The following is a 25,233-nucleotide window of genomic DNA, read 5'->3' on the forward strand; positions in this document are numbered from 1 at the left end:
GGCTGCGCGCGTGGCGGCGGGCGGCGCGGGCGGCGCGGGTCGCGACCGTGGTGACCAACGACGTGCTGTACCATGCGCCGCAGCGGCGGGTGCTGCAGGACGTGCTGACCTGCATACGCACCGGCCGGCGCATCGACGACGCCGGCTTCGACCGCGAGCGCAGCGCCGGGCGATATCTGCAGACGCCGCAGGAAATGGCGCGGCTGTTCCGCCGCCACCCCGACGCCATCGCCGCCAGCGCCGAGATCGTGGCCCGCTGCCGCTTCGACCTCGGCGACCTGCGCTACCAGTATCCGGACGAGCGCGACGATCCCGAGCTGACGGCGCAGCAGACGCTGGAGGCGCTGACATGGGAGGGGGCGGCGCGCCTCTATCCGGACGGCGTGCCGGACGCGGTGCGGCGGCAGCTCGACCACGAGCTGCGGCTGATCGGCGAGATGGAATACGCGCCGTATTTCCTGACCGTGAACACCATCGTCCGCTGGGCGCAGTCAAAGGGCATTCTGTGCCAGGGGCGCGGCAGCGCGGCCAACAGCGCCGTCTGCTACGTGCTCGGCATCACCGCGATCGATCCGGTGCAGGGCAACCTTCTGTTCGAGCGCTTCATCTCCGCCGAACGGCGCGAACCGCCCGACATCGACGTCGATTTCGAGCATGAGCGGCGCGAGGAGGTGATCCAGTTCGTCTACCGCACCTATGGCCGCGACCGGGCCGCGCTGTGCGCGACGGTCACGCGGTTTCGCGCGCGCGGCGCGATGCGCGAGGTGGGCAAGGCGCTCGGGCTGAGCGAGGACGTGACGGCAGGGCTCGCGGGTCAGGTCTGGGGCTGGAGCCGCGAGGGCGTGGGGGAGGAGAACGCCCGCGCGCTCAACCTCAATGCCGAGGACCGGCGGTTGCAACTCGCGATCGGGCTGGCGCGCGAGCTGATCGGGTTCCCGCGCCATCTGGGCCAGCATCCCGGCGGCTTCGTGCTGACGCAGGACCGGCTGGACACACTGGTGCCGATCGAGCCGGCGCGCATGGCCGACCGGCAGGTGATCGAGTGGGACAAGGACGATATCGAGGCGTTGCGGTTCATGAAGGTCGACGTGCTCGGCCTCGGCATGCTCGGCTGCATGCGCCGCGCCTTCGACCTGCTGGCGGCGCGCGGCACGGGACCGCGCCACATGCGCGAGATACCGCCGGAAGATCCCGACACCTATGCGATGATCCAGCGTGCCGACACGCTCGGCGTCTTCCAGATCGAGAGCCGGGCGCAGATGTCGATGCTGCCGCGGCTGAAGCCGGCGACGTTCTACGACCTCGTCATCGAGGTCGCGGTGGTGCGGCCGGGCCCGATCCAGGGCGACATGGTGCATCCCTATCTGCGCAGGCGCGAGGGGCGCGAGAAGCCGGAATACCCGTCGCCCGAGTTGCGTGGCGTGCTGGAGAAGACGCTCGGCGTGCCGCTGTTCCAGGAACAGGCGATGAAGGTCGCGATCGTCTGCGCCGGCTTCACGCCAAGCGAGGCGGACCAGCTGCGCCGGTCGATGGCGACGTTCAAGATGACCGGCGGCGTGAGCCATTTCCGCGACAAGCTGATCGAGGGGATGGCGGCGCGCGGCTATGACCGCGACTTCGCCGAGCGCACGTTCCGCCAGATCGAGGGGTTCGGCAGCTACGGGTTTCCCGAAAGCCACGCCGCGAGCTTCGCGCTGATCGCGTATGCGAGTTCGTGGATGAAGTGCCACCATCCCGACGTGTTCTGCTGCGCGCTGCTCAACGCGCAGCCGATGGGGTTCTATGCGCCGGCGCAGATCGTGCGGGATGCGCGCGCGCACGGCGTGGAGGTGCGCCCGATCGACGTCAATCACAGCCGGTGGGACTGCACGCTGGAGCGGGCGGGCGGCGGGTACGACGCGGTGCGGCTCGGGCTGCGCATGGCGCGCGGGCTTGCCAACGGCGACGGGGCGCGCATCGCATCGGTGCGCGAGGCGGGACCCTATACGTCGCCCGAGGAGCTGCATGCGCGCAGCGGGGTGCCGGTCGCCGCCCTGGAGCGGCTGGCCGAGGCGGACGCGTTCGGCTCGCTCGGCCTCGATCGCCGCGCCGCGCTGTGGGCGGTGCGGGCGCTGGGCGATACCGCGCTGCCGCTGTTCGCGAACAGGGAGGAGGTGGCGGAAGCCCCGACCGCCCTGCCCGCCATGACCGACGGGCGAATGGTGGTCGACGATTATCACAGCGTCGGCCTGACGCTGCGCGCCCATCCGGCGGCGTTTCTGCGCGGCGACCTCGCGGCGCGCGGCGTCACGCCGTGCGGCGGCCTGGACGCCGTGCGCGACGGCGGGCGGGTGAGTGTGGCCGGCCTCGTGCTGGTGCGCCAGCGGCCCGGCTCGGCGAAGGGGGTCACGTTCATCACCATCGAGGACGAGACGGGACACGCCAACCTGATCGTCTGGCCGTCCTTGTTCGAGAGGACGCGTCCCGTGATCCTCGGCGCCGGCATGCTGCAATGCGACGGACGGTTGCAGCGCGAAGGGCTGGTGGTGCACGTCGTGGCCGACCGGATCGCCGACCTGTCGCCGCTGCTGGCGAGCGTGGGCGCGCGGGACGCGCCGTTCCCGCAGCGACACGGTCGCGGCGACGAGGCGACGCACGCGGGTGGTCCCGATCCGCGCGAGGCCGCCGCCCGCCCGCCGCGCGGCCTGCGCCCGCGCGACATTTTCCCGCCCCTGTCCGGACACGCGCCGGACCGCATCAAGGTGCGCACACGGGATTTCCGCTGACCGGATTGCCCGCGGAATGGTCAGCATGTGCGAGATTTTGCGGCGGAGCGATGCTTTCCTGGTCGCCATAAGGCGCGACTATATGCGTCATAGTGATTTCAGATTTGCGCTTTCGGCATGCGATCCCGCACCGTCGCGCTCAACAGCGGGTGGGAGATCGGGGCGATGCGCGCGACGACGGGGAAACAGGGCGGCCGGCCGGCTGTCGATACGGATGCAACCGACGGCCCCGGGATCACGCGACGTCGGTTGCTGCAAGGCACGGCCGCCGCCGCGGCGGGCGTCGCCGGAGGCACCGCGATCGGCGGGTTTCCCACCATCTGGGCGCAGGACATCAAGGACATAACGCTGCGCCACATCGGCGTTTCGTATTCCGTGGTGCAGGCGATCGGCGATCAGGCGTCGAAGGATCTCGGCTTCAAGGTCGCGATGCAGAATCTCGACACCTCGACCGCGCTGACGCGCTTCATCACCCAGCCGCAGAGCGTGGACATCCCTGACCTCGAGGCGTGGCAGGTGAAGGTGTGCGCCCCGCGCGGCATCCTGCAGGCGATCGACAGCAAGAAGATCAAGGAGTTCGACAACTTCCTGCCGATCTTCACCAAGGGCGAGTATGGCGGCAAGAAGGTCAGCCGCCAGGGCATCTCCGCCTATGAGGTGATGTACGTCTCGGACCCGTCGGCGACGAAGATCGTGGACGGCGTGCACGAATACGTGTCGTTCCTGCCGCAGGTGTACAACGCGGACTCGATCGGCTATCGCCCCGACCTCGTCGGCCATCCGGTCACGCAGTGGAAGGAGCTGCTGTCGCCCGCCTTTAAGGGCAAGGCCGCGATCCTGGACGTGCCGAACATCGGCATCATGGATGCCGCCCTCGCGCTCGAATCGCGCGGTGACCTGCGCTACAAGAACAAGGGCAACATGACCCGCGCGGAGATCGACAAGACGATCGACGCGCTGATCGCGCTCAAGAAGCAGGGGCAGTTCCGCGCCACCTGGACCACGTTCGAACAATCGGTCGAGCTGATGGCCTCCGGCGAGGTGGAGATCGAGAGCATGTGGTCGCCGGCGGTGACCGCGGTGCTCGCGAAGTCGATCCCCTGCGTCTACGCCCCGGTGAACCAGCGGCCGGACGGCACCGAGGGCTATCGCGGCTGGTGCAACGGCCTCGGCCTGATGAAGCATCTCAAGGGCAAGAAGCTTGGCGCGGCCTATGAGTACCTGAACTGGTACTATTCGGGCTGGCAGGGCGCCTTCGTCGCGCGGCACGGCTACTACAGTCCGGTGCCGAAGACGGCGGAGAAGTTCATGACCGCCAACGAGTACGACTACTGGTATCTCGGCAAGCCGGCGAAGGAGAACATCAAGGACCCGTACGGCGCGGTGATCGCCAAGCCGGGGTCGGTGCGCGATGGCGGCAGCTTCATCGAGCGGTTCAGCAACATCTCCTGCTGGAACACGGTCATGAACGAGAACCAGTACATGATCCAGCGATGGAACGAGTTCAAATCGGCCTGAGCGGAGGGCACGGCATGTCGGCCACGGCCGGCGTCCTGACGCCGCCACGGGCGCGGGCACGGGCACGGGCGGAGCGGCGCTGGCCGCTCTCGTCCGTGCTGCTGGCGATGCCGCTCGGGCTCGTGCTGGTGGCGTTCGTCGTGGCACCGCTCGCAGTGGTGGTGGCGGTCAGCTTCTTCCGCTACGACAATTTCGCCGTCATACCGGCCTTCACGTTCGAGAATTACCAGAGCGTCCTCGGCTCCTGGCTGACCGCCTCGCTCTATCTGACGATGATCAAGCTCGCGGTGATGACGTGGGCGGCGACGGTGGTGATCGGCTTCCTCGTCGCCTACTTCCTGGTATTCCACGTCCGCAACCAGCTGATCGCGATCGGCCTGTTCCTGGTCTGCACGGTGCCGTTCTGGACGTCGAACATCATCCGCATGATTTCCTGGCTGCCGCTGCTGGGCAAGCAGGGGGCGATCAACGCGGCGCTGCTCGCCCTCGGCATCATCCATCAGCCGCTGCAATTCCTGCTGTATTCGGACTTCGCGGTGGTCGTGTCCTACGTGCATCTGTTCACGATCTTCATGATCGTGCCGATCTTCAACGCGATGAGCCGCATCGATCCCGCGCTGTTCGAGGCGGCGATGGATGCGGGCGCGAGCCGCTGGCAGACGATGCGCATGGTTGTCTTTCCGCTGGTGCGCAGCGGGGTCGTGCTGGGATCCGTGTTCGTCATCACGCTGGTGATGGGCGATTTCTACGTGGTCAAGATCATGAGCGGCGGCGGCGCGGCCTCGGTCGTCTCGGCCATGGTGGACGATATCTCCACGCTGCTGTTCCCGCACGCCGCGGCCAGCGCCGTTGTCCTGCTGATCGTCCTCGGCGTGCTGGTGGCGTCGATCATGCGGCTGGTGGACATACGGCGCGAACTGGTGGGGGACCGCTGAGCATGGCGATCACCTCCACAAGCGGCCGCCGTCCCTGGACGTTCTACGCCCTCGCCGCCTTCTTCGGGGCCTATGTCCTGTTCCTGTATGGTCCGATGCTCTGCATCTACGTGCTGTCGTTCTCCGGACCGCAGGGCGGACTGTCGTTCCCGATGCGCGGCTTCAGCCTGCACTGGTTCCGGCAGCTGATCGACCAGGGCGATACCGGCGATCTGGTGGGCGCCATCTCGCGCTCCTTGCCGCTGGCGCTGGTCGTGATGGTGATCACGGTCGTCGTCTGCTTCGCCGCCGGCATGGCGTTCCGCACGCGCTTCCCGGGCAGCGGCGTGCTGTTCGCGCTCGTGGTGGCAAGCCTGGTGGCGCCGGGCTACGTGCTCGGGATCGGGATCGGGCTGATGTTCCAGCTGCTCGGCTGGGAGCCGACCTGGTATACCTCCGCGCTCGGCGCGCAGCTGTCCTGGACCCTCCCGTTCGGACTGCTGATCATGTTCGCGATCTTCGGACGGTTCTCGCGGTCGTACGAGGAGGCGGCGCGCGATCTCGGCGCGCGGCCGCTGCAAAGCCTGCGCCTCGTCGTGGTGCCGATCCTGCTGCCGGGCATCATCGCGGTCGCGCTTTTCGGCTTCACCCTGTCGTATGACGAGTTCGCCCGCACGTTGCAGTCGGTCGGCTCCAACAACACGCTGCCCATCGAGATCTGGAGCATGACGCAGAACGTGACCTCGCCCTCCATCTACGCGCTCGGCACCGTCACGACGGCCGTGTCGTTCGTGGTCATCGGCGTCGCCCTCGGCGCGATCGCGCTCATCCAGCGACGGCGCGCGGCCGGCATCGCCATGCGGAGGGCATGAGGGTGGACGCGACCGTCGACCCCGCCGCCGTTGCCCGCGCGGGCGCGGCGCCCGGCGCCGTCGAGCTGGCGGGCCTGGTCAAGCGCTACCCGAACGGCACGCTGGCCGTGGACGGCGTCAACCTGCGCATCCCGCCCGGCAGCTATTGCTGCCTGCTCGGCCCCAGCGGCTGCGGCAAGACGACGACGCTGCGCATGATCGCGGGCCACGAGGAACCGAGCGAGGGCGAGATCCTGATCGACGGCGCCAATGTCGTCGGGCAGCCGCCGCGGGCGCGTGGCACCGCGATGATGTTCCAGAGTTACGCGCTGTTCCCGCATCTGTCGGTGCGCGACAACGTCGCCTTCAGCCTGCGCGTGCGCGGGGTCGGGCGCGCGGAGCGGCTGCGCGAGGCGGACCGGGTGATCGAACAGGTGCAGCTCACCGCGCTGGCGACACGGCTGCCGGGGCAACTATCCGGCGGCCAGCAGCAGCGCGTGGCGCTCGCCCGCGCAATCATCACGCGGCCCCGCGTGCTGCTGCTCGACGAGCCGCTGTCGGCGCTGGATGAGTTCCTGCGCCTGCAGATGCGTGCCGAGCTGAAGGCGATGCAGCAGCAACTGGGCATCACCTTCATCCATGTGACGCATACGCAGCTGGAAGCCGTCGCGGTCGCCGATCAGGTGGTGGTGATGGCCGATGGCGGAATCCGACAGGCGGCCACGGCGCGCGCGATCTACACGCAGCCGGACAGCGCCTATGTCGCGCGCTTCATGGGCGGGCAGAACGTCCTGAGCGGGGTCGTCGAGACGTCGGAAGGCGGCATCGCCACGCTGCGCGGGCCCGGCGGCGCGGGCTATGTGCTGCGCATCGGCACGCAGGCGATGCCGGTCGGGCGGACTGTGGCCTTCGCCGTGCGGCGCGACCGGGTGCGCCCCGCCACCGATGGCGCGCCGAACAGCATCACCGGGCAGGTCCGCGCGGTCGAATACCAGGGCACGTTCGTCAAGGTCACCCTCGTCGCGCCGGCCGGCGATTTCGTCGCCTATGTCGACGAGGGGGCATATTTCCGCGCGCCGGTCGCCCTCGGCAGCACCGCGAGCTTCGGCTGGGACATGGACGAAGCGCATCAGCTCACAACGGAGTGACACGGATGGACCTGATGCTGGAGGTCAACGGACAGACTGTACGGGCGTCGGCTCCCGATGAGACCTTGCTCGTCGATTTCCTGCGCGACACCCTCGGCCTGACGGGCACGCATGTCGGCTGCGACACCAGCCAGTGCGGCGCATGCGTCGTGCACGTGGACGGGCGGGCGGTGAAATCGTGCACGATGCTGGCGGCAAGTGCCGACGGCAGCCGCGTGCTGACGATCGAGGGGCTGGCCGCGACGACGGGCGGCAACGACCTGCATCCCATGCAGCGTGCCTTTCACGAGAATCACGGCCTGCAATGCGGCTTCTGCACGCCGGGCATGGTCATGACCGCGGTCGCCTATGCCGCGGATCATGCGGCGCCGGACGAGGCCGACGTGCGGGCGGCGCTCGAGGGTAATCTCTGCCGCTGCACCGGCTATCAGAACATCGTCGCGTCGGTCATCGCCGGCGCGGCGGCGATGCACGCGGGCAAGGAGGCCTGAGCCATGCTGGACAATCTCCCCGCCAATCCGACCGGCATCGGCGCCTCGATCCTGCGCAAGGAGGACCGGCGTTTCCTGACCGGGCGCGGCAACTATGTCGCCGACCTGAAGCGGCCGGGCATGACGTTCGGCGTCTTCGTGCGCTCGCCGCACGCGCACGCCTCCCTCGGCGCCATCGATACGGAAGCGGCGCGGGTGGTGCCGGGCGTGCTCGCGGTGCTCACCGGCGCGGACCTCGCGGCCGATGAGGTGGGCGGCATTCCCTGCGGCTGGGGCATCACCGGACGCGACGGGCAACCGATGAAGGAGCCGGCGCATCCCGCGCTCGCGCTCGGCAAGGTGCGCTATGTCGGCGACGCCGTCGCCTTCGTCGTCGCCGAGACGGCCGAGGCGGCACGGCAGGCGGCGGATGTGGTGGAGGTCGCCTATGACGTCCTGCCGTCCGTCGTGAACGTGCTGGACGCCGTGCGCCCCGACGCGCCGGTGCTGTTCGACGAGGCGCCGGGCAATCTCTGCTGCGACTGGGAGATGGGCGACCGCGCGGCGGTGGACGCCGCTTTTGCAGGAGCGGCGCACGTGGCGCGCCTCAGTCTCGTCAACAACCGCCTTGTCGGCAACCCGATGGAGCCGCGCGCGGCGGTCGCGGAGTACGACCCGGCCGGCGACCGCACGACCTTGTGGACGACGTCGCAGTTCCCCCATGTGGTGCGGCTGCTGATGGGCAATTTCGTGCTGAAGATTCCCCAGCACAAGCTGCGGGTGGTCGCGCCGGACGTGGGCGGCGGCTTCGGCGTCAAGCAGTTCCACTACGCCGAGGAGGCGGTCGTCACCTGGGCGGCGCGCCGTCTCGGCCGTGCGGTCAAGTGGGTCTGCGAACGCAGCGAGGGGTTCATCTCCGACGCGCACGGGCGCGACCATGTTACCGAGGCGGAGATGGCGCTGGACGAGACGGGCAAGTTCCTCGCGCTGCGCGTCTCCACCCTCGCCAACATGGGCGGCTACCTCTCGACATTCGGCCCGAACATCCCGACCAATCTCTACGCGCCGCTGTTGGCCGGCGTGTACACGACGCCGGCGATCCATTGCGAAGTGAAGTGCGTCTTCACCAACACGGTGCCGGTGGACGCCTATCGCGGCGCCGGGCGGCCGGAGGCGACGTTCGTGCTGGAGCGCCTCGTCGATGTCTGCGCGGCCGAGCTGGGTATGGACCGCATCGCCATCCGCCGGCGCAACATGATCACCGCCGACGCCTATCCGTATCAGACGCCCGTGATGGTGCAGTACGACAGCGGCGATCCGGTCGGCTGCATGGATCGCGCGCTGGAGATCGCGGACTGGGCCGGTTTCCCGGCGCGACGCGAGGCGGCGGCCCGGCGCGGCGTCTACCGCGGCATCGGCATCAGCACGTATATCGAGGCCTGCGGCCTCGCGCCGTCGCGCATCGCGATCCGGCTCGGCGCGCGCGGCGGCCTGTATGAAAGTGCCGCGATCCGCGTGCATCCGACCGGGCATGTCACGGCGCTGATGGGCACGCACAGCCACGGGCAGGGCCACGAGACGACATTCGCGCAGATCGTCTCGGAGAAGCTCGGCGTGCCGGTCGAGAACGTGGATATCGTGTTCGGCGATACCGACCGCGTGCAGTTCGGCATGGGCACCTATGGCTCGCGGTCGCTCGTGGTCGGCGGCACCGCGCTGTCGAAGGCGGCGGACAAGATCATCCTCAAGGGCCGCAAGATCGCAGCCCACCAGATGGAGGCGGCGATCGATGACGTCGTGTTCGAGGGCGGCACCTTCCGGGTCGCCGGCACCGACCGGACGCGCAGCTTCGAGGAGATCAGCCTGTCGGCCTATGTGCCCGCCGACTTCCCGCTGGAAATCCTCGAGCCGGGGCTGGAGGAGCAGGCGTTCTATGATCCGGTCAATTTCACCTATCCGGGTGGCGCGCATATCGCCGAGGTCGAGATCGACCGCGAGACCGGCAGCGTGCGGCTCGTCTCCTATGTCGCCGTGGACGATGTCGGAACCGTCATAAATCCGATGATCGTGGCGGGCCAGCTGCATGGCGGCATCGTGCAGGGCGTCGGTCAGGCGTTGTGCGAGAACGCGGCCTATGACGAGGGCAGCGGGCAGCTCGTGGCCGGCTCGTTCATGGACTACTGCATGCCCCGCGCCGACATGATGCCGCGCATGCACGTGGAGACGCACAATACGCGCTGCTCACATACCGACCTCGGGACCAAGGGGTGCGGCGAGATGGGCACCATCGGATCGCCGGCGGCGGTGACGAACGCGATCGTGAATGCGCTGTCGGGGCTGGGCATCACCCATGTCGACATGCCGGCCAGTCCCAACCGCATCTGGCGCGTGATGCAGACGGCGCAGCTGCCACAGGCGGCGGAGTAGGTCGCATGCAACCCTTCACGTTCCGCCGTCCGGCCGACCTGTCCGAGGCATCCGCGCTGCTCGCCGCCGAGGGCGCGGTCGCGCTCGGCGGCGGCATGAGCCTGCTGCCCGTGCTGAAGCAGCGGCTGGCCGCACACGCGATGCTGGTGGATCTGTCGCGCCTGCCGCCGCTGCAGGGGATCAGCGCGACCGACGGCGTTCTCTACGTCGGCGCCGGCACGACGCACGCCGACGTGGCGGCGAGCCCGGTCGTGGCCGGCACGATCCCGGCGCTGGCCGCGCTCGCTGGCGGCATCGGCGATCCGCAGGTGCGCAACCGCGGCACGCTGGGCGGCGTGCTGGCGAACGCCGATCCGGCCGCCGACTATCCGGCCGCAGTCCTGGCGCTCGGCGCCGAGGTGGTGACCGACCGGCGCGCCATCCCGGCCGACGCATTCTTTCGCGGCCTGTTCCTGACCGCGCTCGAACCGGGGGAAATCATCACCGGCGTCCGCTTCCCGGTCCCCGCCGCCGCCGGCTATGCCAAGTTCCGCAGTCCGGCGTCGCGCTATGCGATCGTGGGCGTATTCGTCGCCCGCGGCGCCGGCGGCGTGCGCGTCGCGGTGACGGGCGCCGCCTCGTCCGTGTTCCGCGTGCCGCAGATGGAGCGGGCGCTGGACGCCGCGTTCACGCGGGACGCGCTGGCCGGCCTCACCGTCCCGCCCGAGGGGCTCAACGGCGACATCCATGCCGAGCCGTCATTCCGCGCGCATCTGGTCGGCGTGATGGCGCGGCGGGCGGTCGCGGCGGCCCTGGCCTAGGTGCCGACGCGGGGCATCGGACCGAGGCTGAGGTAATGCTGGAGATAGTCATGCAGCGCGCCGGCGGCGGCGGAGGTGGCGCCCGACGATTTGTAGAGGAGTAGTTCCACCGACGGGAGCGGCGGGAAGCCGTCGTCGTCGAGGGCGCGCAGCCCGTTGGCAAGGGCGCTGCGGCCGAGCACGGTGACCGCCATGCCGGCATACACGGCGGCCAGCAGCCCGCTCGCGCTTTCGCTGACGCAGGCGATGCGCCAGGGCCGGCCGACGCTGTCGAGGGCGGCGATCGCGTGTTCGCGGAAGATGTTGCCGCTTGGCAGCAGCGCGAGGGGCACGGGGCTTTCCTGATGCGCCCTCGACCCGGCGGCGACCATCCAGATGAGCTGTTCGCGATGCACGACGCGGCCGCCGGTGAAGTCGTTCATGCGGGTCACGAGGGCGATGTCGACATCCCCGCGCTTGACCTGGCTGACCAGCGGCGTCGAGAGGACGCAGCGCAGCTCCACCTGGATGCGCGGAAAGGCGCGGCAGAAGACGCTCAGGATCGGCGGCAGGATGTTGGCGGCATACAGATCGGGCGTGCCGAGGACGACATGCCCCTCGATCTGCGGCGAGGCGAGGCGCGAGAGCAGTTCGTCGTGCATGCGCACGATGGATTTCGCATAGGACAGGACAAGCGCCCCGTCCTCGCTCAGCACCACCCGGCGGTTGTCGAAGGTGATGAGGGACCGGCCGGTCAGATCCTCCAGTCGTTGGATCTGAAGTGATATAGCGGGCTGGGTACGACCGAGGCGCCGGGCCGTCTCGGTGATGCTGCCCGTCTCCACGACCGAGATCAGCGACCGCAGCATGCGCACGTCGAGGCTGATCAGATTCATCGCCACCACCTCCATGCAATCGCAATGCCGTCACCGGCCGCGTGCGTCCGGTCGCGCCTGACAGGCACGTGCGGTCCGTGCTAGCCGCCTATGGCGGGCACACAGGCAGGGCGGCGAGGCGGACATGAGCGACGAGCTTGTTCTTTATACACACCCGATGTCACGCGGGCGTATCGCGCGCTGGATGCTCGAGGAGGTCGGGGCGCCGTATCAGTGCGTGCTGCTCGACTACGGCACCACGATGAAATCTCCCGCCTATCTGGCGGTCAATCCGATGGGCAAGGTGCCGGCGCTGCGCCACGGCGATGCCGTCATCACCGAAACGGCCGCGATCTGCGCCTATCTCGCCGACGCCTTCCCCGACGCGGGTCTGGCGCCGCCGCCGGGCGACCGGCTGCGTGGGCCCTATTACCGCTGGCTGTTCTTCGCCGCCGGGCCGGTCGAGGCAGCGGTGACGAACCGGGCGCTCGGCGTCACCGTGCCGCCGGAGCGGGCGGCGATGGCCGGCTATGGCAGCTACGAGCGGGCGATGGACGGGCTGGAGGCGGCGCTCGGCGAGGGGCCGTATCTCCTGGGCGAGCGGTTCAGCGCGGCGGACGTGTATGTCGGATCGCAGATCGGCTTCGGCCTGCGGTTCGGGAGCATCGAACCCCGGCTTGCCTTCGTCACCTATCACGAGCGGCTCGCCACCAGGCCCGCGCTGCTGCGGGCCCAGGGGATCGACGACGCCGTGATCGCCCGGGGCCGCGAGCCGCCACCGGAGCCGGAAGCGGCACCGGAGTGATATGTCAGCCTGGACGCGACCCGGCCGCCCTCGCTAGACACGGCGGATGAAGATCTACGAGGGCGGGCGCGATCTGGACGGGGCGCAGGTGACGGTCGACGGGCGGCCGCTCGACCCGCGCCACGACCTGCGCCGCTACAGCCGGACCGGGTTCGAATGGACCTATGAGGGCGACGGGCCGCGCCAGCTCGCCCTCGCGCTGCTGGCCGATCACCTGGGCGACGATCAGGCGGCGTTGCGTCTGACCGAACCGTTCATGCGCCGGGTCGTGGCCGAGCTCGACAATGCGTGGCGGATGACGGGCGCCGACATCGATGCGGCGCTGGCGCGGCTGGCCGAATGACCGGACGCCAGCTGCCTGCCGCGCCGCTGACCGAGCGGGCCTATCGCGCGCTGGAGGAGCAGATCGTCACCCTGGCGCTCGAGCCCGGCGCGGTGGTCAGCGAGGCGATGCTGGCCGAGCGCCTGGGCCTTGGCCGGACCCCGGTGCGCGAGGCGTTGCAGCGTCTGGCGCGCGAGCATCTGGTGCAGATCCTGCCGCGGCGCGGAATTGTCGTCTCCGAGGTCAATGTCGGCACCCAGCTGCGGCTGCTGGAGACACGGCGGGAGCTGGAGCGACTGATCGCGCGCGCCGCCGCAAGGCGGGCCGACGCGCGAGAACGGGCCCGCTTCGCCGAGATCGCGGCGGAGATGCGGCTGAGTGCGGACAGCAACGACGAGACGGCGTTCCTGCGGCTCGACCGCGCGTTCAACCTGCTGCTGATGACGGCGGCGCGCAACGAGTTCGCCGAGGCCGCGATGCAGCTGATGCACGGTCTGGCGCGCCGCTTCTGGTACATCCACTGGCGCCAGAGCGCCGACCTGCCGCTGGCGGCCCGCCTGCACGCCGAGGTGGCGGAGGCCGTGGCGGCCGGGCATCCCGACATCGCCGCGGCCGCGTCCGACCGGCTGATGGATTATCTGGAGGATTTCACCCGCGCCACCCTGCACGCGGCGGCCTGAGACCCGGGCCGGTGTCGGCGCTTGCGCGCGGGCATGGCTCTGATATATTAGTGACCTATCACGACCGGGGAGGCGACCATGCCGACAACACGGCAGACCGCGCGGCAGGCGGCGTTCCGCGCCGATTTCCGCGCCCGCATCGCGCGGGCCTATGACGGATGGCTGCATGTGGCGCTGATCGCGGCGATCGGCTTCGCGACGATCTGGTACTGCGCGCGGCAGCTGCACGGCGTCGCCTGGTACGACTGGCTGGTGGTGCCGGTCGCCTTCGTGATCTCCAACGTGTTCGAGTGGTGGATCCACAAATTCGTCATGCACCGGCCGGTGCCGGGCTTCATGGGCATCTACAAGCGCCACACGCTCGCGCACCATCAGTTCTTCACGGAAAGCGAGCCGTCGTTCGACGACAGCCGCGATTTCCGCATCGTCTTCTTCCCGCCCTATGCGCTGGTCGCCTTCATCGTGATCAGCCTGCCCGCGGCGGCCGCGCTGATGGCGGTCGGGCTGCCGAATGCCGGCTGGCTGCTGCTGCTGACGAACGTGGGGCTGTATCTGAACTACGAGCTGTTCCATTACTGCTGTCACGTCAAGGACGACCGGATCGTCCGGCACATCCCGCTGGTCAACAGCATCCGCCGCCATCACATCGCCCACCACAACACGGCGATCATGATGGAGCGTAACTTCAACCTGACCTATCCGATCGCCGACTGGGTATTCGGCACGTCCGACCTGCGGCGCGGCCTGCTGGGTCATCTGTTCAACGGTTATTCGACGCGGCACGTGGCGCGCGACCTCAAGCGTGTGCGCAACACGCATGACGACCCGTCCGCGGGCCACACCGTGACGGTCGCGGCGGAATGAGCGCGCTGGCGAACGCGCCCGCCGGCAAGCTCAAGCGCGCGCGCGCGAGCCTGATCGGCGGGATCGCGGTGGGCATCTGCGTCGCCGTCCTGTGGGCGCTGATCGCGCGCGAGGCGGGTGCGGGCGCGGTGGTGGCGGCACTCGGCCTGCCGGCGGGGGCGGCGGTCGGCGCCTGGATACGCATCGCCGATCTTTAGACGCCCGGCGCATGACGGCGCTCTTGCGTCTGGCCTGGAATGTGCTTCCCTGCGGCACCCTGTCCAGACAGGGACAAAGCGGGAGGACGGCGTGATGAAGCGTGCGACGCTCGGCGTGCTGGCGGCGACGGCATTGGTAGCAGCGGGCGCGGGCGTGCCGGCGCGAGCGGCGGATCAGACGGCGAAGATCGGGATTCCGGTCGGCCTGTCGGGCGCCAACTCGGTCGTCGCACCCTCGGTCGTTCAGGCGGCGCAGCTTGCCGCCGCCGAGATCAACGCCCATGGCGGTATCCTCGGACGCAAGGTCGAACTCGCGGTCGCGGACGACGGCAGCGGCGCGGACGGCGCGGTCAAGGCGTTCACGTCGCTGATCTTCCAGGACCACGTGAACGCCATCATCACCATGGAGACGAGTGCCGCCCGCAATGCCGGCCTTCCGGTCGTCGCGCGCGGCAAGGTGCCGTTCATCTACACGTCCTATTACGAGGGACGGTCCTGCAGCCCCTATCTGTTCGTCGATGCGTGGGTGCCGGATCAGCAGGTCGCGTCGATCGTCGACTACTTCATGAAGGAGAAGGGCGCCAAGACCTTCTTCCTCGCCGGCAGCGACTATGCCTTCGGGCGCGGCATGCTTGAATACACCCGCAAATACATCACGGCCCATGGCGGCAAGGTGCTGGACGAGGAGTATCTGCCGATGGACGCGTCCGACTGGACGTCCGTCATCAGCAAGATACGCGCGGACAAGCCCGACGCGCTGATCACGTCGACCGCCGGCGGCGCGCCGAACGTCACGCTGACCAAGCAGTTGCGTGCCGCCGGTGTAAAGGTGCTGTTCGGCAACCTCGCGGTGGACGAAGGGACGGCGAAGGCGATCGGCGCGGATGCCGCCGGCGTCTACATCTCGCAATCCTATTTGACGACGATCGACAGCCCGGAGAACAAGGCCTTCATCGCCGGTCTCGACAAGATGTTCGGCGACAAGGTCAAGACGCCCAATGACCTGTCCGAGCCGGAATACGACGGGATCTACCTGTACAAGGCCGCGGTCGAGAAAGCGCACAGCTTCGACACCAAGGCGGTGCTGGCCGCCCTGCCCCACGTGTCGTTCACCGGCGCGCGCGGCGCGATCACGATGGATCATCAGCACCACGCACCGCTGACCATGTATCTGGGACAGGTGCAGCCGGACGGCAGCGTGAAGGTGATCAAGACCTTCCCGCATGTCGATCCCGGCAATCAGTGCCCGAAGCTGAAGTCGTGACTTGATCGGGCTTCTGCTCGACGTCGCGACGACGGCGGCGATCTTGTTCGTGGTCGCCGCCGGCCTGCTGATCACCTTCGGCGTCCTGAAGATCATCAACTTCGCCCATGGCGGGTTCCTGACCGTCGGCGGCTATGCGGCGCTGGTGGTGACGCAGGCCGGCGGCAGCCCGTGGCTGGCGGCACCCGCCGCCTTCGTTGCGGGCGTCGTCCTCGGCGCGGCGGTAGAGCGGGTGATCGTCCGGCCGCTGTATAGCCGGCCGCTGGATGCGATCCTGGCGACCTGGGGCCTCGGCATCGTCATCGTGCAGCTGATTACCCTAGCCTTCGGCCGCGGCACCAATTTCGTGCCAAGCCCGGTCAGCGGCGCGGTGGCCGCGTTCGGGACGGACTATTCGGCGTGGCGGTTGATCATGCTGGTGGTCGCGGTGCTGCTCGCGGCAGCGCTCGCGGCGCTGTTGCAGGGCACCCGGCTCGGGCTCGAGGCACGCGCCGTCATCATGAACGAGGAACTGGCGCAGGGGCTCGGCATCGACAGCACCCGCGTGCGCTTCGTCACCTTCGCCCTCGGCGCCGGGCTCGCGGCGTTCGCGGGCGCGCTGATCACGCCGCTGCTGAGCGTCGATCCGCTGATGGGCGTGCCGTGGCTGCTCAACGCCTTCATGCTGGTGCTGGTCTCCGGCACGTCGCTGGCGAGCCTCGGCCTCGCCTCGCTGCTGCTGGGCGGGGCGCAGGTGGTGATCAGCACCTATGGCAACCCGGTGCTGGGCGCGCTGTCGATCGTGGTCCTGGCGGCGGTGCTGCTGCGTATCCGCCCGGCGGGCTTCGCGCGTGGCTAGGACGCCCCTGCTGCGCGGTGGCGTCGCGGTGGCGATCGCGGCGGCGCTGGTGCTCGCCGCCCCGCTCGCGCTCGATCAGTACGCGATCAGCATCCTGATCCGCTCCTTCCTGTTCGGGGCGATCGCGGTCACGGTCGACATCCTGTGGGGCTATTGCGGCGTGCTGTCCTTTGGACAGGCGACGTATTTCGGCATTGGCGCCTATGCGTTCGGCCTCGCGGTGACGCAGATCGGCCTGTCGCCCGGCGTCGCCCTCGGCGCGCTCGCCGCCGGCTGCGCGGTCTCGGCGCTGGTCGCGTGGCTGATCGCCTGGCTCGGCTTCGGGCCGCGCGTGACCCCGCTCTATATCTCCGTCATCACGCTGGTCGAGGCGGTGATCTTCGTGCAGCTGATCTATTCCGGCGGCGATTTCACCGGATCGAGCAGCGGGCTGTCGGGATTCGACACGTTCGACGTGTCGATGGAGGGGTGGTTCCGCATCGCGGGCCTGTTCCTGCTGGCGGCCGTGGTGCTCGGCGCGATCCTGGTGCGCAGCGATGCCGGACGCCTGCTGGTCGCGATACGCGAGAACGAGCAGCGGTGCCGTTATTGCGGCATCGCGACCGCGCGGGTGAAGGGCGTGCTGCTGGCGGGCGCGGCGGTGATCGCCGCCCTCGCCGGCTATGCCTATGCCGGCTACACGGACGTGATCGCGCCCGATCTCGGCAATTTCCAGTTCGGCACGGAGCTGGTGATCTGGGTGGCGCTGGGCGGTCGCGGCACGCTGTACGGGCCGGCGGCGGCCGCGGTGCTGATCGACTACGCGAGCGCCTATCTGGGCGGCACGCTGCCCTTCATCTGGCAGCTGATCGTGGGTCTCGTGTTCATCGTCGTGATCGTGCTGATGCCGCAGGGGATCGGTCCGGCGGTCGCCTCGCTCGCGCGCCGGCGTCCGCGCGCGGTGGCGCCGCCCGCGCTCGCGACGGTCGCCGATGCCGAGGTGGGCGGCGATGCGGCGAAGCCGGCCATCGCCGTCGCGGGTCTGTCGCGCCATTACGGCAGCCTGCGGGTGCTCGACGGCATCGACTTCACCGCGCGGGCGGGCGAGCTGGTCAGCCTTGTCGGCCCGAACGGCGCGGGCAAGACGACGCTGATCCGCTGCCTGTCCGACGGCGCCGAGCGCAGCGGCGGAAGCGTCGCGATCGAGGGCACGCCGATCGGGCGCGCGGCGCCGGAAGCCTGCGTCCGGCTCGGGCTGGGGCGGAAGTTCCAGGCCCCGAACGTATTCGAGACATTGACCGTCGCGGACGCGCTGCGGATCGCGCGCGCGCGGCAGGAGCGGCTGTCGCCCTGGCGGCGCGCGCAGTCGATCGCCCTGCCCGCCGCCGCACGGCTCGTGCTTCAGGCGACGGGGCTGGAGGACGCGCTGGCAACGGAGGTCCGCCACCTGTCGCACGGGGCGAAGCAGGCGCTGGAGCTGGCGATGGTGCTGGCGATGCAGCCGCGCGTACTGCTGCTCGACGAGCCGACGGCGGGGCTGACCAAGGGCGAGCGCACGCTGATCGGCGGCATCCTGACCGACCTCGTCCGCCGACATGGCCTGTGCATCCTGCTGGTCGAACACGACCTCGAGTTCGTGCGCGAGATCAGCTCGCGCATCATCGTCCTGCATCAGGGCCGCATCCTGCTCGACGGCAGCGTGGCGGAGGTGACGGGATCGGAGCTTGTGCGCAGCATCTACACCGGGACACCGGAGCCGGCGGCGGCATGAGCGCGGCGCTGGATATCGACGGCGTGACCGCCGGCTATGGCGAATCGATGGTGTTGCGCGACGTGCGCCTGTCGGTGGCGCCGGGCGAGGTGGTCGCGGTCCTCGGCAAGAACGGCATGGGCAAGACGACGCTGCTCAAGACCGTCATGGGCTTCCTCCCGGCACGCGCGGGGCGCGTGCGCATCGCGGGGGCGGACGTCACCGGCACGCCCCCGCACCGGCGCGCCGCCCGCGCCGTCGCCTATGGCCCGCAGGACCGGGCGATCTTTCAGGAGCTGACGGTCGGCGAGAACCTGCGTCTCGCCCTGCCGCGCGGCGTCCGCGACATGCAGGCGGGCATCGAGCGGCTGGCGGCGTTCTTTCCGTTCCTCGCCAGCCGTCAGCGCCAGCGCGCCGGGACATTGAGCGGCGGCGAGCAGAAGATGCTCATCATGGCCCGCGCGCTGCTGACGCGCCCGCGCCTGCTGCTGATCGACGAGATCACCGAAGGGTTGCAGCCGTCGGTGATCACGCGGCTGGGCGAGGTGGTGCGCGCCGAGCGGGCGGCGTCCGGGATCGCCGTGCTGCTGGTCGAACAGAACGTGGGCTTCGCGCTGTCCGTCGCCGACCGCTATGCGGTGCTGGCGCGGGGCGAGATCGCCGACGAGGGGCCGGCGGATGCGGACGCCGCGGCGCGCGTGGCCGCGCATCTGTCGGTCTGACGGGAGGACGCATGCAGCTCAACACGTTCTCGATCGCGGCGCGCTGCCCGCGCACCGGGCAGCTCGGCGTCGCGGTGAGCACGGCGGTTCCGGCCGTCGGCGCCATCTGCCCGCGCATCGTCGCGGCGGTCGGGGCGGTCTCCACCCAGGCCTGGGTGAATCCCTACCTCGCGGTCGATGCGCTCGACCGGCTGGCGGCGGGCGATGCGGCGGAAACGGCGCTGGCGGCGGCACTGGCCGCGGACCCGTCGCGCGGCGTGCGTCAGATCGGCGTGGTCGATGCGGCCGGACGGGCGGCGGCGTTCACGGGCGAGGACTGCACGCCCTGGTTCGGGCACCGAACCGGCGCGGGATACGCGATCCAGGGCAACATGCTGACCGGCCCCGAGGTGCTGGAAGCGATGGAAGCCGCCTTCCTCGGCAGCGAGGCGAGCGAGCTCGCGGAACGGCTGCTGCTGACGCTGGAGGCAGGACAGGCGATGGGAGGCGACAAACGGGGCAAGCAATCCGCCGCGCTGGTCGTGTACGAGGCGGAAGCCTATCCGCTCGTCGACCTGCGCGTGGACGAGCACCGTCACCCGGTGGCCGAACTGCGCCGCATCTGGCCGATCTATCTCGCGCAGTTGCGGCCGTTCATCGCGGGGATGACCCGCCGGGGCAGCGCGCCGCCGCCCGCGCCGGAGGCCGTGGTGCGAACCTTGCTCATCCCGCCGCCGTATCGGCCCGGCGGTGGCGGCAGCGTCTGATCCGGTCGGTGCCGATATACCAGCAGGAGCCCGCATGCCCATGCACCACACGATCCCGCCGACGCCAGAAAACATGGTGCTCGGCTATCTCGACGCGACCACGCAGCCGGTGCTGGAGGTCGATTCCGGGGACACCGTCACCCTGTCGTCCTTCCCGGCGGGCGGGCGGGAGTCGCTGCCGGCGGATCGGAGCCTGTGGCCGGCCGACTACCTCGCGGCGCTCGACACGCTGCCGCCCGGTCCCGGGCCGCACTTCATCACCGGCCCGGTCTATGTGCGCGGCGCGAAGCCCGGCGACACGCTGCAGGTCGACATCCTGGACGCGAAGCCGACGATGGACTGGGGCTTCGTCGCGATCCTGCCGCTGCTCGGCACGCTGCCCGAGGAGTTCACGGATTACGAGCACATCCATCCGCGCATCGACCATGCCCGCAATGTCTGCACGCTGCCCTGGGGCACGGAACTGCCGCTCGATCCGTTTTTCGGCATCATCGGCGTGGCGCCGCCGCGCGCCTGGGGCCGCTGCGCCTCGCCGGTGCCGCGCGCGTTCGGCGGCAACATGGACAACAAGGAGCTGAAGCCCGGCGCGACGCTGTATCTGCCGGTCTTCAACGAGGGTGCGCTGTTCTTCGCGGGGGACGGGCATGGCGTGCAGGGCGACGGCGAGGTGTGCATCACGGCGCTGGAGACCGGGCTCGCGGGCTCTTTCCGGCTGACGGTGCGGCGCGATTTCCGCGTCGATTTCCCCTTTGCCGAGACGCCGACCCATCTGATGTCGATCGGACTCGACGAGGATCTCGACGACGCGGCGAAGCAGGCGGTGCGCGAGATGGTGAAGCATGTCTGCGCCCGCACGAACCTCAATCGCAACCAGGCCTATATGCTGTGCAGCCTGATCGGCGATCTGCGCGTGACGCAGACGGTGGACGGCAACAAGGGCGTGCACATGCTGCTCGCCAAGAAATACCTGTAGGCGCCGCTATACGGCCCCCGCCGCGCGCAGCGCCTGCCAGATACGGGCGGGCGTGGCGGGGCCGCTATCGAGATGCGCGCCGACCGGCGCGAGCGCGTCGTTGACCGCGTTCATCAGCGCCCCGATCGCCCCCATCGTGCCACCCTCCGCCATGCCCTTGATCCCGGCCGGCGTCGCCGGGCTGGCGGTATCGAGGTGGTGCAGGTCGAAATCCGGCAGGTCGGCGGCGCGCGCGACCGCGTAGTCCATGAAGCTGCCGGCCAGCGCCTGCCCGTCGGCGTCATACGCCGCATGTTCCATCAACGCGCCCGACAGCCCCATCGAGGTCGCGCCCTGCGTCTGCCCGGCGACCACCAGCGGATTGATGCGCGTGCCCGCGTCCTCCGCGACGACATAGCGGAGGATGCGCGGCGTGCCGGTGGCGCGGTCGATCTCGACCAGACAGGCGTGGGTGCTGTTGCTGTAGGTCATCGCCGGCGGATCATAGGCAAGCACGACGTGCAGCCCAGGCTCGACACCCGGCGGCAGGCGCAGCGGGTCCAGATACGCCAGACGCGCGATGTCGGCGAGCGTGAGGCCGGCCGGCTGCCACGCATCGTCGATCCGCCGCAGCACGACGCCGTCGCGCAGCGTGAGCGCGTCGGCCGCGTTGAGGCCCAGCATCGCGGCGGCGATCGCCAGCACCTTCGCGCGCATGCGCTGGCCCGCGAGGAAGAGTGCCCCGCCGCCGGCCGTCGCGCCACGCGCGCCGCGACTGCCCATGCCATAGGGCGCGATGTCAGTATGGCCGAGTTGCACCACCACGTCGTCGGGCGCGGCGCCGAGCCCGGCGGCGAGCGCCTGGGCGAGCGTGGTCTCGTAGCCCTGACCCGAGCCCATCAGGCCGCAGCTGCCGATCACCGCGCCGGACGGCTCGACCCGGACGGACGCCGCCTCGTGTCCCGAACCGGGGATGCCGGCCGCCTTGTAGAAGGCCGAGCCATAGGTCGTGCTCTCGACGACGTTGCAGAGGCCGATGCCGAGCAGCGGCCCGTCGTCCGTCCTCTGCCGCGCGCGCGCCGCCGCATAGCCGATCGCCGTCGCCGCCGCGTCCTGCGTCGCGGCGGGCGTGATCGCGTCGTAGCGTTCGCCGGTCGCGGTGACATACGGCAGATCGGCGGGACGCAGCAGGTTGCGCGCCCGCACCTCCAGCGGGTCGCGATCCAGTGCCCGCGCGACCGCGTCGAGCGTCCCGTCCATGACCCATGACGTGATCGCCATCGGCGCCCGCATCGGCCCGGACGGCGCCTTGTTCGTCAGCCACACGCGCACGTCGTAGCCGTACTGCGCGATCCGGTACGGACCGGGGAGGATGAGCGCGATCACCCGCGCCATGTAGTTGGCGGGAAAGAAGCACCACGCGCCGAAATCGGCGTCGATCTCGCAGGAGAGCGCGAGGATGGTGCCATCGTCGTCGACGGCGGCGCGCGTCGCGACCGTGTCCTCGCGCGCATGCAGGGCGGCGATCAGGTTCTCGCCGCGTCCCTCGTGCCAGCGCACGGGACGGCGCAGCAGGCGGGCGGCGGCCGCGACGGCGAGGTCCTCGCGCAGCACCACGATCTTCTGCCCGAACGCGCCGCCGATATCGGGGCAGTCGATCGTCACCTGGCTTTCGCGCAGACCCAGCCGGGCGGCGAGCGCGGTGCGGTAGGGATGCGGCGCCTGCGTGCCGATGCGCATGGTCAGATGCGCGCGGCCCTCGTCCCACAATGCGATGCAGCCGCGCGGTTCCAGCGGCGCGTGCGTCTGCCGTTGCTGACCGAACCGCGCGGTCACGACGCGGGGCGCGGCGGGGAAGGCATCGGCGAGGCCCGGCGTCGCGTAGCCCTGGCGGGAGACCAGGTTGGATGGCAACGCAGAATCGACGCGCGGCGCACCCGCGGCGGCGGCCGTGGCGACGGAGGTCACCGCCGCCAGCGGCGACCAGGCGACCTCGACCGCCTCGGCCCCGTCGCGCGCCGCGGCGCGATCCTCGGCCAGCACGATCGCGACCGGATCGCCCGCGAAGCGCGCCGCGTGGATCGGCAAAGGCGGCATCTCGACCGGGTACAGCCCGTCGATCGGCGGCGCGATGCGCAGCGGGGCTGCAAGCGTCGCAAGGTCGGCGCCGGTGAGCACCGCGACGACGCCCGGCACCGCGCGCGTCGCCGTCGCGTCGATGCGGTCGATGACGGCGCTTGCGTGCGGGCTGCGGACGAACGCTGCATACAGGCAGCCGGGGACAGCGATATCCTCGACGTAACGGCCGAGACCGCGCAACAGCCGCGCATCCTCGCGCCGCGGCAGCGCGGCGCCGAGCGGCGGTTCAGTCAACGGCTGCCGGCACCAGCAACGCCGTCAAGACCTCGCGCAGGCGCGGCGGCAGCGCGGTCGGCCGGTTGGTCACGCGATCGACATAGACATGCACGAAATACCCCTGGGCCGAGGCGGTCTCGTCGTCATTGCGGAACAGGGCGACCTCATAGCGCACGCTGCTGCCGCCGAGCCGCGCCACGCGCAGACCGGCATCGACCGTATCGGGAAAGGCGACCGGGCTGAAATAGGCGCATTGCGTCTCGACCACGAGGCCGATCACGGGACTTTCGGCGATGTCGAGCACGCCCGCCTCGATCAGGTGCGCGTTCACGGCCGTGTCGAAGAACGAGTAATAGACGACGTTGTTGATGTGCCGGTAGGCATCGTTGTCCATCCAGCGCGTCGTGATCCGCCGGAAGGCGCGATAGGCGTCGCGCCGCTCGGGTGTCTGCCGCCCGCCGCCCTGCCCTGCCGTCACGGAACCCTCCGTCGTCGCCCGATGACCCCGCGTTAGCGGACGGCGCCGAAGCGGGCAAGATGCGGCAAACGGGAGACACAGCACATGTCCGGGTCCGCGCCCTACACGGCCACCGCCGCCTTTCTCGACGCGCTTCTGGAAGCGGGCGTCGAGTATCTGTTCGCCAATCTCGGCAGCGACCATCCGGCGCTGGTGGAGACGCTGGCCGCCGCGGCGGCGACCGGGCGTCCCGTGCCACGCCTGATCATCTGTCCGAACGAGATGGTGGCCCTCTCCTGCGCGCACGGCCACGCGCAGACGAGCGGCCGGCCGCAGGCGGTCATCGTGCATGTCGAGTGCGGGACGCAGGCGCTGGCGGGCGCGGTGCACAACGCGGCGAAGGGACGGGTGCCGGTGCTGATCTATGCCGGCGCCTCGCCGTTCACGCAGGAGGGCGAGCTGCCGGGCAGCCGCAACGAGTTCATCCAGTGGATACAGGACGTGGCCGACCAGCGCGGGCTGGTGCGCGGCTATGTCAAATACGAGAACGAGTTCCGCACGCCCCACCATGTCGGACAACTGGTCCACCGGGCGCTGCAGATCGCCCGCAGCGATCCCCCCGGCCCCGTGTATCTGATGGGGCCGCGCGAGGTGATGGAGGCGCCGGCCGCGCGATCGCCGATCGACGTGCGCGACTGGCCGCCGCTGCCTTGTCGCGCGCGAGGCGGCGACGCACGATAATCCCTGATTCCCACCAGGCCTGAGACACAGGAGCCTTCGCCGGATGGACGACGACGTGCGCACGCTTGCCTTCGACATCGGCGGCACGCGGCTGAAGGCGGCGCTGCTCGACCATGACGGCCGGCTGATCGGCGCGCCCGTCCGCACGAATACGCCGCATCCCGGCGGCCCGGACGTCGTCATCCCGCTGCTCATCGACCTCGCGCGGCAACTCGACCGCTTCGACCGCATCTCGATCGGCTTCCCCGGCGTGGTGCGCGCCGGCACCATCCTGACCGCGCCCAATCTCGGCACCGATGCGTGGCGCGGCACGAAGCTCACGGAGCGTCTGTCGCAGGGCCTCGGCAAGCCCGCGCGCGCCCTCAACGACGGCAGCGTGCAGGGCCTCGGCGTCATCCGCGGGCAGGGGGTGGAGGTGTGTATCACCCTCGGCACCGGCATGGGCTTCGCGCTGTTCCGCGACGGCCGCCTCGCCCCGCATCTGGAGATGGGCCAGCACCCGGTCCGCAGCGACACGTCATACGACCACTATGTCGGCAACGCCGCCCTCTCGTCGGTCGGGCACAAGCGCTGGAACAAGCGGGTGCAGCGGGTGATCGGCTATCTCGCGACGCTGACCAACTACGACACGCTCTACATCGGCGGCGGCAACGCGAAGTCGATCCGCTTCAACCTGCCGGCCCGGGTGCAGATCGTCTCCAACCAGGCCGGGCTGACCGGCGGCGTGAAGCTGTGGGACGCGCTGCCGGAGGCGGATTTCGCCGCCTGACGCGCCTCATCCGGACGTGACGTGGCGGCGCAGCAGCCGGTGGGC

24 protein-coding genes are annotated in these 25,233 nt (G+C 70.0%); 21 read left to right on the forward strand and 3 right to left on the reverse strand.

From position 1 onward, the window contains the following. From B8460_RS08220 to B8460_RS08255, 8 genes are all read left to right on the forward strand, one after another. The coding region (locus B8460_RS08220) for an error-prone DNA polymerase (protein ID WP_048861106.1) at window positions 1-2,765 on the forward strand (2,765 nt) is incomplete at its 5' end. A gap of 117 nt (window positions 2,766-2,882) precedes the next feature. Beyond that, window positions 2,883-4,283, forward strand: coding sequence for an ABC transporter substrate-binding protein (locus B8460_RS08225; RefSeq protein WP_241771147.1), 1,401 nt, complete (start codon window positions 2,883-2,885; stop codon window positions 4,281-4,283). A 14-nt stretch (window positions 4,284-4,297) separates the two neighbouring features. Beyond that, window positions 4,298-5,218, forward strand: coding sequence for an ABC transporter permease (locus B8460_RS08230; protein WP_084623341.1), 921 nt, complete (start codon window positions 4,298-4,300; stop codon window positions 5,216-5,218). Window positions 5,219-5,220: 2 nt separating this feature from the next. Further along, complete coding sequence (locus tag B8460_RS08235) at window positions 5,221-6,069, forward strand: ABC transporter permease (protein ID WP_048861107.1); 849 nt, start codon at window positions 5,221-5,223, stop codon at window positions 6,067-6,069. A 2-nt stretch (window positions 6,070-6,071) separates the two neighbouring features. After that, window positions 6,072-7,196, forward strand: a complete 1,125-nt coding sequence (locus B8460_RS08240; RefSeq protein ID WP_048861108.1) for an ABC transporter ATP-binding protein — start codon at window positions 6,072-6,074, stop codon at window positions 7,194-7,196. 5 nt (window positions 7,197-7,201) lie between these two features. Then, window positions 7,202-7,687: a (2Fe-2S)-binding protein gene (locus B8460_RS08245; protein ID WP_048861109.1), complete on the forward strand. Its 486-nt coding sequence runs from the start codon at window positions 7,202-7,204 to the stop codon at window positions 7,685-7,687. 3 nt (window positions 7,688-7,690) lie between these two features. Continuing rightward, complete coding sequence (locus B8460_RS08250; RefSeq protein ID WP_048861110.1) at window positions 7,691-10,093, forward strand: xanthine dehydrogenase family protein molybdopterin-binding subunit; 2,403 nt, start codon at window positions 7,691-7,693, stop codon at window positions 10,091-10,093. A gap of 5 nt (window positions 10,094-10,098) precedes the next feature. Further along, window positions 10,099-10,893, forward strand: coding sequence for an FAD binding domain-containing protein (locus B8460_RS08255; RefSeq protein WP_048861111.1), 795 nt, complete (start codon window positions 10,099-10,101; stop codon window positions 10,891-10,893). On the opposite strand, the gene B8460_RS08260 is transcribed toward B8460_RS08255, so the two are convergent. Further along, the gene (locus B8460_RS08260; protein WP_048861128.1) at window positions 10,890-11,768 is read right to left on the reverse strand and encodes a LysR substrate-binding domain-containing protein; all 879 of its coding nucleotides are present in this window, start codon (window positions 11,766-11,768) and stop codon (window positions 10,890-10,892) included. The two genes, B8460_RS08255 and B8460_RS08260, sit on opposite strands and share 4 nt — an antisense overlap. A gap of 124 nt (window positions 11,769-11,892) precedes the next feature. On the opposite strand from B8460_RS08260, the gene B8460_RS08265 reads away from it, so the two are divergent. The 11 genes from B8460_RS08265 to B8460_RS08315 all read left to right on the forward strand — a co-directional run bounded on the left by B8460_RS08265 (window position 11,893) and on the right by B8460_RS08315 (window position 20,887). Further along, window positions 11,893-12,552, forward strand: a complete 660-nt coding sequence (locus B8460_RS08265) for a glutathione S-transferase family protein (RefSeq protein ID WP_048861112.1) — start codon at window positions 11,893-11,895, stop codon at window positions 12,550-12,552. Window positions 12,553-12,598: 46 nt separating this feature from the next. After that, window positions 12,599-12,895: a DUF6166 domain-containing protein gene (locus B8460_RS08270; protein ID WP_048861113.1), complete on the forward strand. Its 297-nt coding sequence runs from the start codon at window positions 12,599-12,601 to the stop codon at window positions 12,893-12,895. After that, window positions 12,892-13,554, forward strand: a complete 663-nt coding sequence (locus tag B8460_RS08275; protein ID WP_048861114.1) for a GntR family transcriptional regulator — start codon at window positions 12,892-12,894, stop codon at window positions 13,552-13,554. The genes B8460_RS08270 and B8460_RS08275 overlap by 4 nt, the downstream gene beginning before the upstream one ends. A 78-nt stretch (window positions 13,555-13,632) precedes the next feature. Continuing rightward, window positions 13,633-14,418, forward strand: coding sequence for a sterol desaturase family protein (locus B8460_RS08280; protein WP_048861115.1), 786 nt, complete (start codon window positions 13,633-13,635; stop codon window positions 14,416-14,418). Further along, window positions 14,415-14,615 (forward strand): hypothetical protein, encoded by a 201-nt coding sequence (locus tag B8460_RS08285; protein WP_048861116.1) that lies wholly within the window; start codon window positions 14,415-14,417, stop codon window positions 14,613-14,615. Before B8460_RS08280 ends, B8460_RS08285 begins: the two co-directional genes overlap by 4 nt. A 94-nt stretch (window positions 14,616-14,709) precedes the next feature. Continuing rightward, window positions 14,710-15,879: a substrate-binding protein gene (locus B8460_RS08290; protein ID WP_048861117.1), complete on the forward strand. Its 1,170-nt coding sequence runs from the start codon at window positions 14,710-14,712 to the stop codon at window positions 15,877-15,879. Between the two features lies 1 nt (window position 15,880). Further along, window positions 15,881-16,717 (forward strand): branched-chain amino acid ABC transporter permease, encoded by an 837-nt coding sequence (locus B8460_RS08295; protein WP_048861118.1) that lies wholly within the window; start codon window positions 15,881-15,883, stop codon window positions 16,715-16,717. Next, window positions 16,710-18,467, forward strand: coding sequence for a branched-chain amino acid ABC transporter ATP-binding protein/permease (locus B8460_RS08300; protein WP_048861119.1), 1,758 nt, complete (start codon window positions 16,710-16,712; stop codon window positions 18,465-18,467). Before B8460_RS08295 ends, B8460_RS08300 begins: the two co-directional genes overlap by 8 nt. Then, entirely contained in the window at window positions 18,464-19,168 is a 705-nt protein-coding gene (locus tag B8460_RS08305; protein ID WP_048861120.1) for an ABC transporter ATP-binding protein, read from the forward strand. The genes B8460_RS08300 and B8460_RS08305 overlap by 4 nt, the downstream gene beginning before the upstream one ends. An 11-nt stretch (window positions 19,169-19,179) precedes the next feature. Next, window positions 19,180-19,914, forward strand: coding sequence for a DUF1028 domain-containing protein (locus tag B8460_RS08310; protein ID WP_048861121.1), 735 nt, complete (start codon window positions 19,180-19,182; stop codon window positions 19,912-19,914). Between the two features lie 34 nt (window positions 19,915-19,948). Then, on the forward strand, window positions 19,949-20,887 hold the full coding sequence (locus B8460_RS08315; protein ID WP_048861122.1) for an acetamidase/formamidase family protein: 939 nt from the start codon (window positions 19,949-19,951) through the stop codon (window positions 20,885-20,887). A 6-nt stretch (window positions 20,888-20,893) separates the two neighbouring features. Here the strand turns inward: B8460_RS08315 and B8460_RS08320 are convergent, their stop codons facing one another. Both B8460_RS08320 and B8460_RS22870 read right to left on the reverse strand, forming a co-directional pair. Beyond that, window positions 20,894-23,239, reverse strand: coding sequence for a xanthine dehydrogenase family protein molybdopterin-binding subunit (locus tag B8460_RS08320; RefSeq protein WP_048861123.1), 2,346 nt, complete (start codon window positions 23,237-23,239; stop codon window positions 20,894-20,896). Further along, window positions 23,232-23,699 carry an acyl-CoA thioesterase gene (locus B8460_RS22870; protein WP_048861124.1) on the reverse strand — a complete coding sequence of 156 codons (468 nt, stop codon included), beginning with the start codon at window positions 23,697-23,699 and terminating at the stop codon, window positions 23,232-23,234. Before B8460_RS22870 ends, B8460_RS08320 begins: the two co-directional genes overlap by 8 nt. A gap of 84 nt (window positions 23,700-23,783) precedes the next feature. Here B8460_RS22870 and B8460_RS08330 point away from each other — a divergent pair, with 84 nt between their 5' ends. Beyond that, window positions 23,784-24,419: a thiamine pyrophosphate-binding protein gene (locus tag B8460_RS08330; protein WP_052945179.1), complete on the forward strand. Its 636-nt coding sequence runs from the start codon at window positions 23,784-23,786 to the stop codon at window positions 24,417-24,419. Between the two features lie 43 nt (window positions 24,420-24,462). Next, complete coding sequence (locus B8460_RS08335; RefSeq protein ID WP_048861125.1) at window positions 24,463-25,188, forward strand: ROK family protein; 726 nt, start codon at window positions 24,463-24,465, stop codon at window positions 25,186-25,188. Window positions 25,189-25,233: the final 45 nt, after the last annotated feature.

It is taken from the genome of Acidisphaera rubrifaciens HS-AP3, assembly GCF_000964365.1.
GTDB classification, from domain to species: domain Bacteria; phylum Pseudomonadota; class Alphaproteobacteria; order Acetobacterales; family Acetobacteraceae; genus Acidisphaera; species Acidisphaera rubrifaciens.

Excerpts from the sequence above, each read along its gene's own strand:
- B8460_RS08290 (WP_048861117.1), top strand. The coding sequence starts at position 14,710 with ATGAAGCGTGCGACGCTCGGCGTGCTGGCGGCGACGGCATTGGTAGCA.
- B8460_RS08255 (WP_048861111.1), top strand. The coding sequence starts at position 10,099 with ATGCAACCCTTCACGTTCCGCCGTCCGGCCGACCTGTCCGAGGCATCC.
- B8460_RS08230 (WP_084623341.1), top strand. The coding sequence starts at position 4,298 with ATGTCGGCCACGGCCGGCGTCCTGACGCCGCCACGGGCGCGGGCACGG.
- B8460_RS08235 (WP_048861107.1), top strand. The coding sequence starts at position 5,221 with ATGGCGATCACCTCCACAAGCGGCCGCCGTCCCTGGACGTTCTACGCC.
- B8460_RS08265 (WP_048861112.1), top strand. The coding sequence starts at position 11,893 with ATGAGCGACGAGCTTGTTCTTTATACACACCCGATGTCACGCGGGCGT.
- B8460_RS08250 (WP_048861110.1), top strand. The coding sequence starts at position 7,691 with ATGCTGGACAATCTCCCCGCCAATCCGACCGGCATCGGCGCCTCGATC.
- B8460_RS08225 (WP_241771147.1), top strand. The coding sequence starts at position 2,883 with ATGCGATCCCGCACCGTCGCGCTCAACAGCGGGTGGGAGATCGGGGCG.
- B8460_RS08310 (WP_048861121.1), top strand. The coding sequence starts at position 19,180 with ATGCAGCTCAACACGTTCTCGATCGCGGCGCGCTGCCCGCGCACCGGG.
- B8460_RS08315 (WP_048861122.1), top strand. The coding sequence starts at position 19,949 with ATGCCCATGCACCACACGATCCCGCCGACGCCAGAAAACATGGTGCTC.
- B8460_RS08280 (WP_048861115.1), top strand. The coding sequence starts at position 13,633 with ATGCCGACAACACGGCAGACCGCGCGGCAGGCGGCGTTCCGCGCCGAT.
- B8460_RS08270 (WP_048861113.1), top strand. The coding sequence starts at position 12,599 with ATGAAGATCTACGAGGGCGGGCGCGATCTGGACGGGGCGCAGGTGACG.
- B8460_RS08275 (WP_048861114.1), top strand. The coding sequence starts at position 12,892 with ATGACCGGACGCCAGCTGCCTGCCGCGCCGCTGACCGAGCGGGCCTAT.
- B8460_RS08260 (WP_048861128.1), bottom strand. The coding sequence starts at position 11,768 with ATGAATCTGATCAGCCTCGACGTGCGCATGCTGCGGTCGCTGATCTCG.
- B8460_RS08330 (WP_052945179.1), top strand. The coding sequence starts at position 23,784 with ATGTCCGGGTCCGCGCCCTACACGGCCACCGCCGCCTTTCTCGACGCG.
- B8460_RS08285 (WP_048861116.1), top strand. The coding sequence starts at position 14,415 with ATGAGCGCGCTGGCGAACGCGCCCGCCGGCAAGCTCAAGCGCGCGCGC.
- B8460_RS08305 (WP_048861120.1), top strand. The coding sequence starts at position 18,464 with ATGAGCGCGGCGCTGGATATCGACGGCGTGACCGCCGGCTATGGCGAA.
- B8460_RS08245 (WP_048861109.1), top strand. The coding sequence starts at position 7,202 with ATGGACCTGATGCTGGAGGTCAACGGACAGACTGTACGGGCGTCGGCT.
- B8460_RS08335 (WP_048861125.1), top strand. The coding sequence starts at position 24,463 with ATGGACGACGACGTGCGCACGCTTGCCTTCGACATCGGCGGCACGCGG.